Source organism: Nocardia transvalensis (genome assembly GCF_015477765.1).
Classification (GTDB): Bacteria; Actinomycetota; Actinomycetes; order Mycobacteriales; family Mycobacteriaceae; genus Nocardia; species Nocardia transvalensis_A.
In genome coordinates this window covers 1-14273 of sequence record NZ_JADLQQ010000014.1, presented here as the reverse complement: position 1 = coordinate 14273, position 14273 = coordinate 1, and the positions used below count along the sequence as shown (strand labels likewise).

Below are 14273 nucleotides of genomic sequence, written 5' to 3'. Positions count from 1 at the left end.
TTGTCTTCACTTGCCTTGCGGTCGACGCCCATCCGGCTGCCGCACGCCCGCTGGGCGCGGCTGATCAGTCCGGTACTGCTCGTCGCCGCCTGGCAGCTCGCCAGTTCGACCGGCGTCCTGCCGGAGCGGCTGCTCGCCTCCCCGGCCACCGTGGTGAGCACCGCCCTCGACCTCACGCGCGAGGGCACCCTGCCGCATGCCATCTCCATCTCGCTGCAGCGCGCGGCCGTCGGATTCGTCATCGGCGCCGCCATCGGCATCGGGCTGGCGCTGCTGGCCGGGCTGAGCCTGTTCGGCGAGCACATCATCGATCCGCCGGTGCAGATGCTGCGCACGCTGCCGTTCTACGGTCTGATCCCGTTGTTCATCCTGTGGTTCGGCATCGGTGAACTGCCCAAGATCGTGCTGGTCGCCTTCGGTGTCGCCGTTCCGCTGTATCTGAACACCTTCGCCGGAATCCGCGGTGTCGACGGCAAACTCGCCGAACTCGCCCAGGTACAGCGGCTGTCGAAGGTGGGGCTGATCCGCCACATCGTGCTACCCGGGGCACTGCCCCAAGCGCTGGTCGGGTTGCGGCAGTCGCTCGGTGTGGCCTGGCTGGCCCTCATCGTCGCCGAACAGGTCAATGCCGATGCGGGCCTGGGCTTTCTGATCAACGACGCGCGCGAATTCCTGCGCACCGATGTCATCGTCGTCGGGCTGCTGGTCTACAGCCTGCTGGGGCTGATCACCGATGCCGTTGTCCGGCTGATCGAAAGGAGGGTGCTGGTATGGCGACGCGGGTTCTTGGGGAGTTGAGTGTTGCCGAGGTGCGCGAGGGCGGAGAGCGGCCCGTAGTTCACATCCGCGGTCTCACCAAGGCTTTCGGCGATCGCACCGTTCTGGACCGCATCGATCTCGATATCTCCCGCGGCGAATTCGTCGCTCTACTCGGACGCAGCGGGACCGGCAAATCCACGCTGCTGCGCGTGCTGGCCGGGCTCGACCGCGAGCACGGCGGAGAGGTCGCGGTCGACGGTGAGGCGGCCGTCGCCTTCCAGGAACCGCGGCTGGTGCCGTGGAAGCGCGTGCACGCCAACGTGACTCTCGGCCTGCGCCATGCGAACCCGAAGGCGGCCGCCCGCGAGGCCCTGGACGAGGTGGGGCTCTCCGAACGCGCCGACGCCTGGCCGCTGACGCTGTCCGGCGGTGAGGCGCAGCGGGCCTCGCTGGCCCGGGCGCTGGTGCGCGATCCGGAACTGCTGCTGCTCGACGAGCCGTTCAGCGCACTGGATGCGCTGACCCGCATCACCATTCACGGCCTCGTACTCCAGCTATGGGCGCGTCATCGGCCGGGCGTCCTGCTGGTCACCCACGACGTCGACGAGGCGCTGCTGCTGGCCGACCGCGCACTGGTCCTGGCCGACGGCCGGATCGCCCAGGACATCCGCATCGACCTGCCGCGCCCGCGCCGCCGCGAACATGCCGAATTCGCCGCGCTGCGCCGCAAGCTGCTCGCCGAACTCGGCGTGAGCACCGAAGAAACAGAAGGAACCGCATGATCACCCGTCGCCTGTTCGCCGCCCTCGCCTTGACCGCGGTGGTCGCGACGGCATGCGGCACTTCCGATTCCGCGGATCCGGCCGTGCGCGCCGACGGCACGGTCGACCTGTCGCAGGTCACCCTGCACATCGGCGATCAGAAGGGTATCGGCCTGCAGGCGCTGCTGGACGCCGCGGGCGAGCTGAAATCGGTGCCGTACAAGATCGAGTGGTCGCAGTACACGTCGGGCCCGCCGCTGTTGGAGGCGATCAATTCCGGTGCCGTGGACATCGGCGGCGTCGGCAATGCCCCGCCGGTGTTCGCGGCCGCCGCCAAATCCGCCATCCGGATCGTCTCCGCCTACCGGGCAGGGATCGCCGGACAGGCCATCGTGGTGCCGAAGGATTCTCCACTGCACGGCCCGAACGACCTGCGCGGCAGGAAGATCGCGGTTACCAAGGGCAGTTCGGCGCACTACCACCTGCTGTCGGTACTGACCAAGAACGGTTTGTCGATCAAGGACGTCGAGCCGCAATATCTGCAGCCTGCCGACGCCCTGGCCGCGCTGACCACTGGGCGCGTCGATGCCTGGGCGATCTGGGATCCCTACACCGCCCAGGCCCAGCATCAGGCCGACGTGCGAGTCCTGGTGGACGGCAACGGATATGTCGAGCCGGACGCGTTCTACGTGGCGGGCACCAAAGCCCTGGACAGCAAGTCGCGCTCGGCCGCCCTGCGCGATCTGCTCGCCCGCATTCATCGGGCCCACACGTGGGTGAACGAGCACCCCGACCAGTGGGCGCAAACCTATGCCCAGTTCAGCGGCCTGCCGCTCGAGGTCACCACCGTGGCCGTGAAACGCGGCCTGTACCAGGATCATTCGCTGGACCCGGCCGCCATCGACGCCGAACAGCGGGTGGCCGACGCCTTCGCCGAGGCGAAGCTGATCCCGCACAAGGTGACGATCGTCGACTTCGTCGACACCCGCTTCAACGACCTGTTTCCCGCCCCCTGAAGGGAGTAGCTCGCATGAGCCTGTCTTTCCACTGGTTCCTACCCACCTACGGTGACTCCCGCAATCTGATCGCGGGCGGTCACGGCACCTCGATGTCCGGCGACAGGCCGGCGTCGCTGCGCTATCTGAACCAGATCGCCGGTGCCGCGGAGGAGAACGGCTTCGAGGCCGTGCTCACCCCGACCGGCGCCTGGTGCGAGGACGCCTGGCTCACCACCGCCATGCTGGTGGAGACCACCGAGGCGCTGAAGTTCCTGGTCGCCTTCCGGCCCGGTCTGGTCGGTCCGACCCTGGCCGCGCAGATGGCCGGGACGTTCCAGCGGCATTCCCGCGGGCGGCTGTTGTTGAACGTGGTGACCGGCGGTGAGCCGCACGAGCAGCGGGCCTACGGCGATTTCCTGGACAAGGAGCAGCGCTACGAGCGCACCGGGGAATTCCTGCACGTGGTGCGCGAGCTGTGGGAGTCCAGCGAGCCGTTCACCTTCGAGGGCAAGCACATTCGCGTGCAGGACGCGCTGCTGAACAATCGCCCCGATCCGCTGCCGCCGATCTTCTTCGGGGGCTCCTCGCAGGCGGCCGGGCCGGTGGCCGCCCGGTATGCCGACACCTATCTGACCTGGGGCGAGCCGCTGTTCGCGGTGAGCAAGAAGTTGGAGTGGATTCGCCGCATGGCCGTCGACCACGGCCGCGTCCTCGATTACGGCCTGCGCATCCACGTCATCTCCCGCGACACGTCCGAGCAGGCGTGGGCGGAGGCGGACCGGCTGCTCGAGGCCGTCGATCCGGCCGACATCGAACGGGTGCAGCAGAATCTGGCCCGCAGCGAATCCGAGGGCCAGCGCCGCATGCTCGAACTGCACGGCGGCAGCACGGATCGCCTCGAGATCGCCCCCAACCTGTGGGCGGGCGTCGGCCTGGTCCGCGGCGGCGCCGGCACCGCATTGGTCGGCTCTCACGAAGAGGTGGCCGAACGCCTCATCGAATACTCCCGCCTGGGCATCAAACACTTCATCCTATCCGGCTACCCCCACGTCGAGGAGGCCTACTGGTTCGGCGAGGGCGTCCTCCCCATCCTCCACCGCCGCGGCCTCTGGAACCACCCCTCACACCGCGAACCCCGCCCCACCACAACCCCTTTCACCCCCGCCGCCGCCAGCAGCAGCTGACAATCAAGGCGGCTCCTGCCGGAAAGAGCCGGGGAGGTCCGCCACCAACCAACTCGGACAGAGCGGCCATCGAACAACTCGGCCAGGGCCGTCACCAACCAACTCGGACAAGGCCGTCACCAACCAACTCGGACAAGGCCGTCTTGATTTCCCTGTCGCCACGGCCCCAGGGCCGTGGCGACAGGGATCGGTGAGTCAGTTGATGGGGGCGAGTCCGGCTCGGCGTTGGGCGGATTCGGGGTAGCGGGCGGTGAAGAGGGCTGCGGCGATGAAGAAGCCGAACTTGCAGAGGATCAGGGCGATGGTGGTGTGGGGGGCCCAGTGCTGGAGGGCGGCCAGGGTTGCGGCGTCGAGGGTGAAGCACAACGCCCAGGCGGTGGTGAGGACGATGTTGATGCGGCGGAAAAGGGCTGTGGTGGCGGCGAATTCGCTGACATTGCGGCGGGCTATGGCGGCGGTGAACGGGCGGCCGAACGCCAGGCCGAGCCAGGCGGTGAGGGCGAGCCAGCCGATGGCCAGGGACGTGCCGTACTGCAGCAGCGGGGCATGCGTCGCCAGGAAGCACAACGCGCTGAGCAACGCCATGTAGATCGCGCTGGAGATATCGAGAATCATTGCGTCCCAGCCTGTTCCGCGGCGACGGTCGTCGGCCAGCAGCACCAGGGCCGTCATCAGGCCGCCCACGGCCCCGATGCGGATGTCGAACCCGCTGCCCACCGCCAGTACGATCCACGGCAGGAAGGTTCGGGCGTAGTACTTCAGCATGCTCGTCCCTCACTCACATTCCAGTTGTGACATGTCGACAGTAAAAACTCACTCCCCCGACATGTCAATAGTGACATGTCGATCGAGACAGGTTATGGTCGGAATATGAGCCTGCGACACGGGGTGCTGGGCCTACTCGCCGAATTGGATCGGGCGAGCGGGTACGACCTGCTGAAGATGTTCGATGTCTCCCTCGCCGGGGTATGGCCCGCCACGCAGAGTCAGCTCTACACCGAGCTGGGCAAACTCACCGCCGAGGGGCTGATCGAGGTGGTCGCCGAGGGCGCTCGCGGGCGTAAGGAGTATCAGCTCACCGAGGCGGGCCGCGAGGAGTTGCAGCACTGGCTCACCGAGGTTCCACCGCGCCGCCCACAGCGCGACGAGGCTCTGTTGCGCGTGTTCTTCCTCGGCCAACTCGAGCCCGACCAGGCCCGCCGCTACCTCCTCGACGGAGCCGCCTATCTCAGCGGGCGACTGGAAGAGCTCGAGGCCAGCGAGCAAGCCATCGACTGGGGCGAGGACAACCTGTCCCGCTACGGCCGTTTGCTGATCGATTACGGCAAGCGCTATTTCGCCATGCGGCGCGAGTGGCTGGAACAGGCAGCGGAAGAAATCGCCCGCTGATCCTCCGGCCTCCCCTTGTTGGCCGCATCACCGAACGAACGCCTTGACCTCGAGTGCGGTTGAGTTCCTACGGTCATCCCATGAATTCCGATCTGGAGTCGGGCACCGGGTCTTGGAGCGAGCTGTTCGGGCGCGGGCGCTGGGGCACATCACTGGTGCTCAGCGGCGGCGTGCTGCTGTACGCGACGAACGTCTACGTGACAGCGAGCCTGCTGCCCACCGCCGTACACGACATCGGCGGCGAGCGCTTCTTCGCCTGGAACGCCACCGCCTTCCTCATTGCCTCGGTGATCGCCTCGATGCTGGTCAGCAAGACCCTGGCGGCCCGTGGTCCGGTCGGGGCCTATCTGATCGCGTTCTCGATCTTCATCGTCGGCACGCTGCTCTGCGCGGTCAGTCCGAGCATGGGCGTATTGCTGATCGGCCGGGCAATACAGGGCTTCGGCGGCGGCCTGCTGTCCGGACTGGGATTCGCGGTGATCCGCTCCAGCTACCCGTCGCACCTGTGGACCAAGGCCTCGGGCCTGGCCTCCGGCATGTGGGGCCTGGGCGCCTTCGCCGGTCCGGCACTGGGCGGAGCGATCGCGCAGCTGGGCCCGTGGCGGGTGGCGTTCGTCGCCCTCGCCATCGTGACGGTTCCGATCGCGGCGGTCGTGCCGTGGGCGATGCCGCGCCGCAATCGATCCGCCGCCGCCCAGCACGTGCCGGTGGTGTCGCTGACCCTGTTGACCGCCGCGGCGGCGCTGATCAGCCTGGTCGGCGTGCTGCCGCGGGGCACGTGGACCGGGATCACCGTGCTGGTCGCGCTGCTGGCCGTCGGCGCCTTCGTCGCCCGCGAACGCCGCACCGCCGACGGCGTTCTGCCCGCGGTGACCTTCACTGCAGGTTCCCCGCTGAAATGGCTCTACCTGACGATCTTCTTCGTCGCGATCGGCATCAATGTCGAGATCTTCGTCCCGATGATCAGCCAGCGACTGGCGGGGTTGGCCCCACTGGCCGCCGGATTCGTCGGCGCGGCAATGTCTTTGGGCTGGACCGTCGGCCAGATCTGCAGCGCCAGCGTCAGCCGGGCGCGCACGATCGCGATGCTGCGCGTGAGCGGGCCCGCCACCGTCGCCCTCGGTCTCGCGCTCACCGCACTGTTCCAGCAGCAGGGCGCGAGCGGGTGGATCGTCGGCGTGTGGGTGGTGACCATGTTCCTCGCGGGCACCGGCATCGGCGTCGCGTTCCCGCACCTGAACGCGGCCGTGATGGGCAGTACCCCCGATCCCACCCAGGGCCAGAAGGCCGCCGCGGCGATCGGCACGGTCCAGTTGATCGCCAATGCCTTCGGTTCGGCGCTCGCCGGTGTGTTCGTGAACCTGGGCGAGCCCTCGGCGGTCGCCTCGGCCCGCTATCTGCTGCTCGGGATGGGAATCGTTGCCGCCGTGGGCGTCCCGACGGCACTGATCGCCCGGCGCCGAACCGTCCACGCACGGCATGCGGAATCTGCCCAGCCGCATGCCGTTCCGATCGCCGGGTGACAGCCCCATAGGTGCCCGGCCCGTGGCCCCGGTCCGCTCGGACCGGGGCCACTTTCATTGCTCCGGCGCCGCGATCTTCAGCTCCCCGGCGGCCAGAGTTAAGTCGCAGCTAAACAGACTGAACAGTCGTCTCGAAGTTGAGTACGCTCCTGCCGGTCAACCGCCGACGACTCCGGGATCGTCACGGAGGAGGCGGATTCGGACGTTTCGATCATCGTCGAACGAAGGGTTGGTACATGCGTCGATTCGGCTTCCGGCGTGGCATTGCGGCGGTGCTGTCCGTGGCGGCACTGCTGGCCGGTGGATTGCTCGGCATGCCCACCGCGTCGGCCGACGACTTCGACCCCGGCGCCACTCCGCTGACCGGATACGCACCCGCCGGTCCGCACGAGACGGAGACCACGCAGGCCCTGTCGCCGTGCGGATCCCTGTATGCCGTGTGGAACGGGCTCGGGCACCTGTTCGGCAATCATTCGGATATGCCCTGCACCAAGGCATTTCCGGCCGGTCTGGACGCGATGATCGGCGTGGACTTCTACTATCCGAAAGATATCTCGACGATGTCCCGGGTGCCGACGATCGTCTGGGTTCCCGGCTTCACCAACAACCCCGGCAATTACGACGCCAGTGCACGGCTGTGGGCGAGCTGGGGTTATGTGGTGGCGATTCCGTACGACTTCTTCAACTCCACCCACGAGGCCCCGCTCATGGCCGCCGCGGCGCTGTCGAAGGCCAACCACGACGCGGGAAATATCTTCCACGGCAAGCTCGATCTGAGCCGCACGGTGATCGGCGGCCACTCCGGCGGCGGAGGCGCCGCCATCGACGGCGCGAGCCTGCCGCCGAACGTCTATCAGGCGATCGATCCGGAATTCCGCATCATCGGCGCGGTTCCGACCGAGTCCTCGCCGTACGCCACCACGTTCCTGCTCGGTGTCCCCACCCTGTTCCTCGCCGGATCCGCCGACTTCATCGTTCCGGAATTCCTGCCGCGGTGGACCGAATACGAGATGAGCTTCAACGCACCGGCGTTCATCGCCTGCCTCAGGGGCGCAAGCCATTTCACGCCGTGGGATGACGTGGCGCACGATCCGATGTCAGGCATCACCCTGGCGTGGTTCCGATACCTGATCGACGGCGACAAGACGGCGGCGAGTTACTTCGTCGGCCCGGACTGGAAGCTGCGCACCGACCCGGGCCTCACCTACGCCCTCCGCAACGGCCGCGCCGACCACCTGCCCGCGTGACCCCGACCCGGCTCCTCACCCCTTCTTGGCCGCGGCCTTCATCTCTTTCTTGAAGGCCCGCACCTCGAGCAGGGATTGTCCGTCGACGATGTCGGCGGCGGAACGGCGTGAACCCTTCTCCGCATACGCACCGGCGGCCTTCTCCCACCCCCTGGGCCTGACTCCGAGTTGCTTACCGAGCAGGGCGAGGAAGATTCGGGCCTTCTGATCTCCGTAGCCGGGAAGGTCCTTCAGTCGCCGCAGGACTTCCTTGCCGTCGGGATCGCCCTCGGTCCAGATCTTCTCCGTCTTGCCGTCGTAGTGCTCGACCACGTATCGGGCAAGCTCCTGGGTGCGCCGGGCCATCGAACGGCCGTAGCGGTGGATGGCCGGAGGCGTCGCGCACAGGTCTTCGAACTCCTGCGGATCGGCTTCCGCGATCTTGTGGATGTCGAAGCCGTTCATGCGGTCCGCGATCTTGCGCGGTCCTCGGAACGCGTGTTCGAGCGGATACTGCTGATCCAACAACATCCCTGTCAACAGGGCGAAGTCATCGCTGGACAGCAACTCGTCCGCCTCCGGCTCCTGCGCGAGGCACAGCTTGCGGCTCACCATGCACCGATCATCTCAGAGCGGGACGACAGACCGAGTGCGGCTCCTGCGAGTGACGCACATCACAGAGCTACGCGCCCGTAGGTTTCGATCACAAGTAGGGTGTCCCCATGCCTGACGCTATGGCACCACACACAGCCTCGCTCTCCGGCCTGCGTCCGGACCGTTTCGATCGAGACGGCCAGGACCAGCTCATCGACGTCCGCGATCTGCAGGCGGCTCTCCCCGGCATCCGGCGGTTGCGGCAGTGGGCCCACGAGGCCCTGGCCGTCCAACCGGGCGAAAGCGCGGTCGACATCGGATCCGGATCGGGATCGGAGGTCATCGCCTTCGCCGATGCGGTCGGTCCCACCGGGTCCGCGGTCGGCGTGGAACCGGACCCGAACCTGCTGGGAGCCGCGGAACGCCGCGCGGCCCAGGCCGGATCGACCGCTCGATTCGTGCCCGGGGACGCCTACAACCTGCCGCTCGGCACCGACACCTTCGATGCCGCGCTGTGCGAGCGAGTATTCCAGCATCTGACCACTCCCGCCCGGGCCGCCGCCGAGATCGCCCGCGTACTGAAGCCGGGCGGCCGGGCCGTGGTGATGGACAGCGATTGGGGTACCGCGATCGTGCACCCAGGCGACCGGCACGTGGTGCACGAGGTGATCGAAACGCTGGTCAGCAACACCACCAACCCGTTCTCGGGACGACGGCTGCCCGGACTTCTCACCCAGGCGGGCCTGGTCGTCGACGAGGTCGGATCGCACGCCCTGGTGCAGGACCGCAGCGTCGGCGCGGGTGCGCTGGTGGCCCGCATCTCGGCCATGGCGGTGGCCCGCGGCGCGATCACCGAAAAGCAGCGCGACCAACTGCTCGCCGACCTCGAGGCAGGCGCCCGGTCCGGCGACATCCACCTGTCGGTCACCATGTTCGCGGTGCTCGCCCACAAACCCCACTGACGGGCGTTTCCCGTCGTCCGGAGGGATAGATGGTTTCCCATCGTCCCGAGCGATAGATGGTTTCCCGTCGTCCCGGCGCGCTTTTCGCCGGGACGACGGGACCCACCTACTTGCCCAGATACTTCTCCGTGGCCGCCAGCAGCACGCACGTGGCCAGGCCGTTCATTGCGGCCTCCAGGTCGGCCGAGGACGGGAAACTGGGGGCGATGCGAATGTTCTTGTCCTCCGGGTCTTTTCCGTACGGGAAGGCCGCACCCGCCGGGGTCAGCGCGATTCCGGCCTCCTTGGCCAGCGCGACCACCCGCGCCGCCGTGCCCTCGAGGACGTCGAGGCTGATGAAGTAGCCACCGCGGGGTTCGGTCCAGGAGGCGACCTTGGACGCGCCCAGGCGCTCCTCCAGGATCCGCAGCACCAGTTTGAATTTCGGCTCCAGGATGGCGCGGTGCTTCTGCATATGCGCGCGCACACCCTCGGCATCCTTGAAGAATCGCAGGTGCCGCAGCTGATTCAGCTTGTCCGGCCCGATGCTGCGCTTCCCGGCGTACTTCAGATACCAGTCCAGGTTGGCCTTGGCACCGCCCATGAAGCTGACGCCGCCGCCGGCGAAGGTGATCTTCGAGGTGGAGGCGAAAACGAAGGGGCGGTTGGGATTACCGGCCGCGGCAGCCATCCCGAGCACGTCCAGCACCGGATCGGCGATATCGGTCAGCGGGTGGACGGCATAGGCGTTGTCCCAGAACAGCCGGAAGTCCGGGGCCGCGGTGGGCATCGAAACCAGTTCGCGCACAACCTCTTCGGAGAAGGTGACGCCGGTCGGGTTGGAATAGTTGGGCACCGCCCACATGCCCTTGATCTGCGCATCCGAGGCCACCAATTCGGCGATGGTGTGCACGTCGGGGCCGTCGTGGTTCATCGCGATAGGGATCATCTCGATGCCCAGCGTCTCGGTGATCCCGAAGTGCCGGTCGTATCCCGGACACGGGCACAGGAACTTCACCGGCTCGTCCAGCCAGCGCCGCGACGAGTCGACGGTGCCGTGCAGCATGGCGAAGACGATGACGTCGTGCATCAGCTCGAGGCTGGCGTTGTTGCCCGCGAGCAGATTGTCCACCGGAATGCCGAGCAGTTCGCCGAAGATGGCGCGCAGCTCCGGAAGGCCGTGCTGGCCACCGTAATTGCGGCAGTCGGTACCCGCACCGTCGCGGAAGTCGTCGGCGCCGGGCAGGGCGAGTAACCCGGTGGACAGGTCGAGCTGTTCGGGCGCGGGCTTACCTCGGGTCAGATCCAGCGTGAGCTTCTCGGTCTTCAGAGTCGCGTAGTTCGCGGTCTGCGTCTCGTGTTCGGACACGAGTTCCGCATGGCTCATCAAACCGATCTGCGTTTGCCGGGGCATCCTGAGCAGCCTTTCAAGCAGCGAGGTACAGGGTTTGCGGACCGGGGCTTCTGGCGCCGATCCAGCCGCCCACGTTACTCGCCGGGGATTGGGGGATGCATGCGACTTTGGGATTCCGCCGGGAGACCGCACGGGGAGATGAAAGGGGACCCCGCGCACCCGACAGAGCCCGTTGACCCTTGCTGCCTTCCGGCCCTGGGGGAGTTCACAGGATGCACGCCGCGCGGGATCCGTCGGCCAGTGTAGCCGCTTCGGCGAGACCGGTGCCCACCGCCCCCACAACCGACCCCGCGACGTGGGCGATCCGAATAGTTACGATCTGTCCGACGTTTCGAGGGGGCTTCCGCGCCAGGACCGGAGGAATTGAACAGTGACAGGCACCAACCCACCGCAGGACGGCCAGGGCAACGAGACCGTGCAGTGGTGGTCGACACCGCCGGCGAACACCAATCCCGGCGCTCCGGTCACCGGTAACGATCCGACGGTTCTGGGCGGTCAGCGCGGACCGGTCACCGGTTCCGATCCGACCGTCCTCGGTGCGGGATTCGACAGTTATCGCAGCGCACCGCAGGTGCCGTACGCCCAGCCGCAGCCCGGCTATCCGCCGCCGCCCTACGGCCAGCCGCCCTACGGTCAGCAGCCCGGATATCCCGGCCCGCAGTTCCCGCCGCCGCAGCGGCCGCGCAACAACACCCCGTGGATCCTGGGCGGTGTCGCCGGACTGGTGGTGATCGTCGGCATCGTGATCGGCGTGGTGGCGCTGACCGGCAAGAGCGACGGGGGCGGGGGCGGCGGCGTGGTCGGTCCGGACAAGAAGAAGATCGACGGCAACTACTCCATGACCAACGTCACCAACGCCTGCAATCTGATCGACCCGACCGTGCTGCGCAAATGGGCACCCAACCCCAAGGGTCAGCCGACTCACACCGAGCGCGCACCCGACAGCTCGTTCGGAGGCGGTTCGCTGGACTGCCGCGCCGCCTACGAGGGCGCGGGCAAATACGGCAGCCAGGGCTCCGACCTGCGGTTGGAGGTCAGCTTCCAGTCGCAGTACAGCTCGCCGCAGTTCAACAGCTGGAAGGACTACGACACCAAGACCACCGGCAGCGGCCGTGCCTCGGGCACCATCGCCGGCCTCGGCGAGCAGGCCTACTACGCCACCTACGAGCAGAACTACAGCAGCTTCGCCTCCCTGGACTACACCTGCGCGGTCCTGGACTCCAACATGTCGGCCCGCGTGCAGCTGTCCGTCGATACGACGACCCCGACCAGCAAGGAAGAGGTCGGCACGGTCTGCAAAGACCAGCTGAGGAAGGTCCTCGCGGGCCTGAAGAAGTGACCTGACCAGCCTATGGCGCTCGCCTGGAACGCGGATTGGGTTAACGCCCTCAGGAGTTCAAATCCCTTGTCCTCCACGGGGATAATGCCTGGTGGGACCGGCTTTTCGAAAGTCTTTCCGCCCAGCGGTCAACATCGCCGTCAACAACTGCAGCACGAGGACCAGTCGGTGCCGAACTGACGAAAGGTCCACGCGTTGTCCAGTAAGCTGCCGAAGGTCTACCGCGCCGAGATGTGTTTCCTGGAGCCGGACGAGTTCGCCGCGATCGTGGCCGCGCCGCCCAGCCCATGGCGGGTGTTCGTGCAGTTTTTGGCTGCCTCGGGCTGCCGGTTCGGCGAGGCCACCGCGTTGAAGGTCAAAGACATCGATCGCCGCAACTGCACGGTGCGCATCCATCAGGCGTGGAAGTACACCGGTGGCAAGCGACTACTCGGGCGGCCGAAGAGCCGCAAGAGTGTGCGCACGATCAACCTGCCCCCGCAACTGGTCACCGATCTGGTCCTCGGCGGCCGCCACCCCGACGAGTGGCTGTTCTCCGTTGGCACCGGCAACCCCGGTGTGCATCTCGCACTTCTACAAGGACGTGTGGGCACCCACGCTGGGCGTGCTGTCGCTGGCCGAAGTCCAGCCGCTGCACGGCAAGCGCCCCCGCATCCACGACCTGCGTCACACCTGCGCGAGCTGGATGCTCGCCGCCGGGGTGCCGATCTACGTGGTGCAGGCGCACCTGGGGCACGAGTCGATCAAGACCACTGTCGACACCTACGGCCACCTCGACCGCACCGCCGCAGCCAACGCAGCAGCGGTGATCGGTGCCAACCTCACCGCCATGGCCGAACTCGCCAAGGTCGTGCGGTTCCCGGCCCCGGCCCACAACGCCACCACCGCACTCCTGGCCGAGGCCGCCTGACTATGGAGCGACGCGACACAGTCCCGGCCACCGGCCACCGGGCCCGGTATCAGCCGCTGGTCCCGCTCGACCGCAATCAGTATCAGCGGCTGGTCGCCGCGATGCCGTCGGGCTGGCAGGTGCTGGCCGATTTCCTGGTCTTGTCCGGTGCCCGGCTGGCCGAAGTGGCGGCGCTGTCGGTCGACAACATCGACCTCGCCACCGGCCAGTGCCGGATCACGCAGCGGTGGCGCCCGATCAACGGAGGGTGGATCCTCGCGCCGTCACCGGCCCCGCGCACGATCGTCCTGCCCGAACAGCTGCTCGCCCGGCTCGACCTCACCCACCCCGGCGAGGAACTGTTCCGCATCGACGGCGCGGGCGGGCCGGGCCTGATCCTGCACTTCATCCGCAGGATCTGGCGACCGGCGGTCGACGCTGTCGCCGACGACCTGCCCGGCGGACGGCGGCCCGGCACGGCGGTGCTGCGGGCCACGTGCGGGCAATGGCTGGCCGAGGCTGGCGTGCCCTGGCCGGTGATCGCCGCACACCTCGGATACCGCGACACCGGCGCGTTCGTCACCCAGTGGCACCACCTCCTCGCTGCAGCGGACCCCACCCGGTAACCACCGCCCCGTCGGCAAGATTGGTGTCCACCCGCGGACGGGGCACCGCGATTCACGCCGCTGTGCCGGGAATCGTTGCCGTGCAACGGTTCCCGGCACGAATCGCGAGTTGACTTCCGTGCCGACGAGAGCGTTCATGGTGAAGCGGACGAACAGCCGGACAACGGAAGGAGACGACCATGAACAACGGCACTTGGATCCTGGTGGAGGTCGACGACAAAGGCCGCGCTTTCGACGACGAGAACGCGATCTGGCCCGCCCAGTACTTCGACGACCGCGACCACGACGGCGACGCGGCACCCGCCGCAGCCGCCGCCCTGGTCGCCAAATTCCCCCGCTGCGAGTTCGGCCTGGCCTACCTCCAGGTGCGGGGATAGCCACTCCCCACCCCAACCCGCCCACAGGCGGGTTTTCTCTATCCGTCAAGCCCCCACCGACAGGTGATCCCACCCAGGTTGCCACTCGCTAACTACGGTCACCTGCCCCCGCGTCCCCAACGCACTCACATGGCTCCCCTTTAGGTCAAGACCTTGTTGGGGTTAGCCTGTGTGGTGGGTCCGGGTTGTGGTTTGTCCGAAGGATCGGTGTGCGGGTTGGAGCCGGTCACGCTGGAGTCAAGAGTCGTTCCCG

The 14273-nt window shown here is 67.5% G+C and carries 16 protein-coding genes and 1 other RNA gene; 12 read left to right on the top strand and 5 right to left on the bottom strand.

The features are described 5' to 3' along the window. The 4 genes from IU452_RS32695 to IU452_RS32680 are packed head-to-tail and all read left to right on the top strand — an operon-like array spanning nucleotide 1 to nucleotide 3702. Complete coding sequence (locus IU452_RS32695) at nucleotides 1-798, top strand: ABC transporter permease (protein WP_228819185.1); 798 nt, start codon at nucleotides 1-3, stop codon at nucleotides 796-798. Then, nucleotides 771-1541 (top strand): ABC transporter ATP-binding protein, encoded by a 771-nt coding sequence (locus IU452_RS32690; protein ID WP_195113096.1) that lies wholly within the window; start codon nucleotides 771-773, stop codon nucleotides 1539-1541. The genes IU452_RS32695 and IU452_RS32690 overlap by 28 nt, the downstream gene beginning before the upstream one ends. Then, on the top strand, nucleotides 1538-2536 hold the full coding sequence (locus IU452_RS32685; RefSeq protein WP_195113095.1) for an ABC transporter substrate-binding protein: 999 nt from the start codon (nucleotides 1538-1540) through the stop codon (nucleotides 2534-2536). The genes IU452_RS32690 and IU452_RS32685 overlap by 4 nt, the downstream gene beginning before the upstream one ends. A 14-nt stretch (nucleotides 2537-2550) precedes the next feature. Further along, nucleotides 2551-3702: an LLM class flavin-dependent oxidoreductase gene (locus IU452_RS32680; RefSeq protein WP_195113094.1), complete on the top strand. Its 1152-nt coding sequence runs from the start codon at nucleotides 2551-2553 to the stop codon at nucleotides 3700-3702. A 195-nt stretch (nucleotides 3703-3897) separates the two neighbouring features. On the opposite strand, the gene IU452_RS32675 is transcribed toward IU452_RS32680, so the two are convergent. After that, nucleotides 3898-4467, bottom strand: a complete 570-nt coding sequence (locus tag IU452_RS32675) for a hypothetical protein (protein WP_195113093.1) — start codon at nucleotides 4465-4467, stop codon at nucleotides 3898-3900. Nucleotides 4468-4572: 105 nt separating this feature from the next. Here IU452_RS32675 and IU452_RS32670 point away from each other — a divergent pair, with 105 nt between their 5' ends. The 3 genes from IU452_RS32670 (at nucleotide 4573) to IU452_RS32660 (ending at nucleotide 7861) form a co-directional block, all read left to right on the top strand. Further along, nucleotides 4573-5091, top strand: coding sequence for a PadR family transcriptional regulator (locus IU452_RS32670; RefSeq protein ID WP_195113092.1), 519 nt, complete (start codon nucleotides 4573-4575; stop codon nucleotides 5089-5091). Between the two features lie 80 nt (nucleotides 5092-5171). Further along, nucleotides 5172-6614 (top strand): MFS transporter, encoded by a 1443-nt coding sequence (locus IU452_RS32665; protein WP_195113091.1) that lies wholly within the window; start codon nucleotides 5172-5174, stop codon nucleotides 6612-6614. A gap of 236 nt (nucleotides 6615-6850) precedes the next feature. After that, entirely contained in the window at nucleotides 6851-7861 is a 1011-nt protein-coding gene (locus IU452_RS32660; RefSeq protein ID WP_195113090.1) for an alpha/beta hydrolase, read from the top strand. A gap of 15 nt (nucleotides 7862-7876) precedes the next feature. On the opposite strand, the gene IU452_RS32655 is transcribed toward IU452_RS32660, so the two are convergent. Then, nucleotides 7877-8455, bottom strand: coding sequence for an HhH-GPD-type base excision DNA repair protein (locus IU452_RS32655; protein WP_195113089.1), 579 nt, complete (start codon nucleotides 8453-8455; stop codon nucleotides 7877-7879). Nucleotides 8456-8574: 119 nt separating this feature from the next. Between IU452_RS32655 and IU452_RS32650 the strand changes: the two genes are divergently transcribed. After that, complete coding sequence (locus tag IU452_RS32650; RefSeq protein WP_195113289.1) at nucleotides 8575-9396, top strand: methyltransferase domain-containing protein; 822 nt, start codon at nucleotides 8575-8577, stop codon at nucleotides 9394-9396. A 106-nt stretch (nucleotides 9397-9502) separates the two neighbouring features. Here the strand turns inward: IU452_RS32650 and IU452_RS32645 are convergent, their stop codons facing one another. Then, nucleotides 9503-10789 carry an aminotransferase class I/II-fold pyridoxal phosphate-dependent enzyme gene (locus IU452_RS32645; RefSeq protein WP_195113088.1) on the bottom strand — a complete coding sequence of 429 codons (1287 nt, stop codon included), beginning with the start codon at nucleotides 10787-10789 and terminating at the stop codon, nucleotides 9503-9505. Between the two features lie 140 nt (nucleotides 10790-10929). Then, nucleotides 10930-11024: signal recognition particle sRNA small type (gene ffs, locus IU452_RS32640), an RNA gene on the bottom strand. A gap of 135 nt (nucleotides 11025-11159) precedes the next feature. Here ffs and IU452_RS32635 point away from each other — a divergent pair. Next, on the top strand, nucleotides 11160-12128 hold the full coding sequence (locus IU452_RS32635) for a hypothetical protein (RefSeq protein ID WP_195113087.1): 969 nt from the start codon (nucleotides 11160-11162) through the stop codon (nucleotides 12126-12128). A 218-nt stretch (nucleotides 12129-12346) separates the two neighbouring features. On the opposite strand, the gene IU452_RS32630 is transcribed toward IU452_RS32635, so the two are convergent. Next, on the bottom strand, nucleotides 12347-12520 hold the full coding sequence (locus IU452_RS32630) for a hypothetical protein (protein ID WP_195113086.1): 174 nt from the start codon (nucleotides 12518-12520) through the stop codon (nucleotides 12347-12349). A 146-nt stretch (nucleotides 12521-12666) separates the two neighbouring features. Here IU452_RS32630 and IU452_RS32625 point away from each other — a divergent pair, with 146 nt between their 5' ends. The 3 genes from IU452_RS32625 to IU452_RS32615 all read left to right on the top strand — a co-directional run bounded on the left by IU452_RS32625 (nucleotide 12667) and on the right by IU452_RS32615 (nucleotide 14020). Then, nucleotides 12667-13038 carry a tyrosine-type recombinase/integrase gene (locus tag IU452_RS32625; protein WP_195113085.1) on the top strand — a complete coding sequence of 124 codons (372 nt, stop codon included), beginning with the start codon at nucleotides 12667-12669 and terminating at the stop codon, nucleotides 13036-13038. Nucleotides 13039-13040: 2 nt separating this feature from the next. Beyond that, nucleotides 13041-13643: a site-specific integrase gene (locus tag IU452_RS32620; RefSeq protein WP_195113084.1), complete on the top strand. Its 603-nt coding sequence runs from the start codon at nucleotides 13041-13043 to the stop codon at nucleotides 13641-13643. Between the two features lie 179 nt (nucleotides 13644-13822). Continuing rightward, entirely contained in the window at nucleotides 13823-14020 is a 198-nt protein-coding gene (locus IU452_RS32615; protein ID WP_195113083.1) for a hypothetical protein, read from the top strand. Nucleotides 14021-14273: the final 253 nt, after the last annotated feature.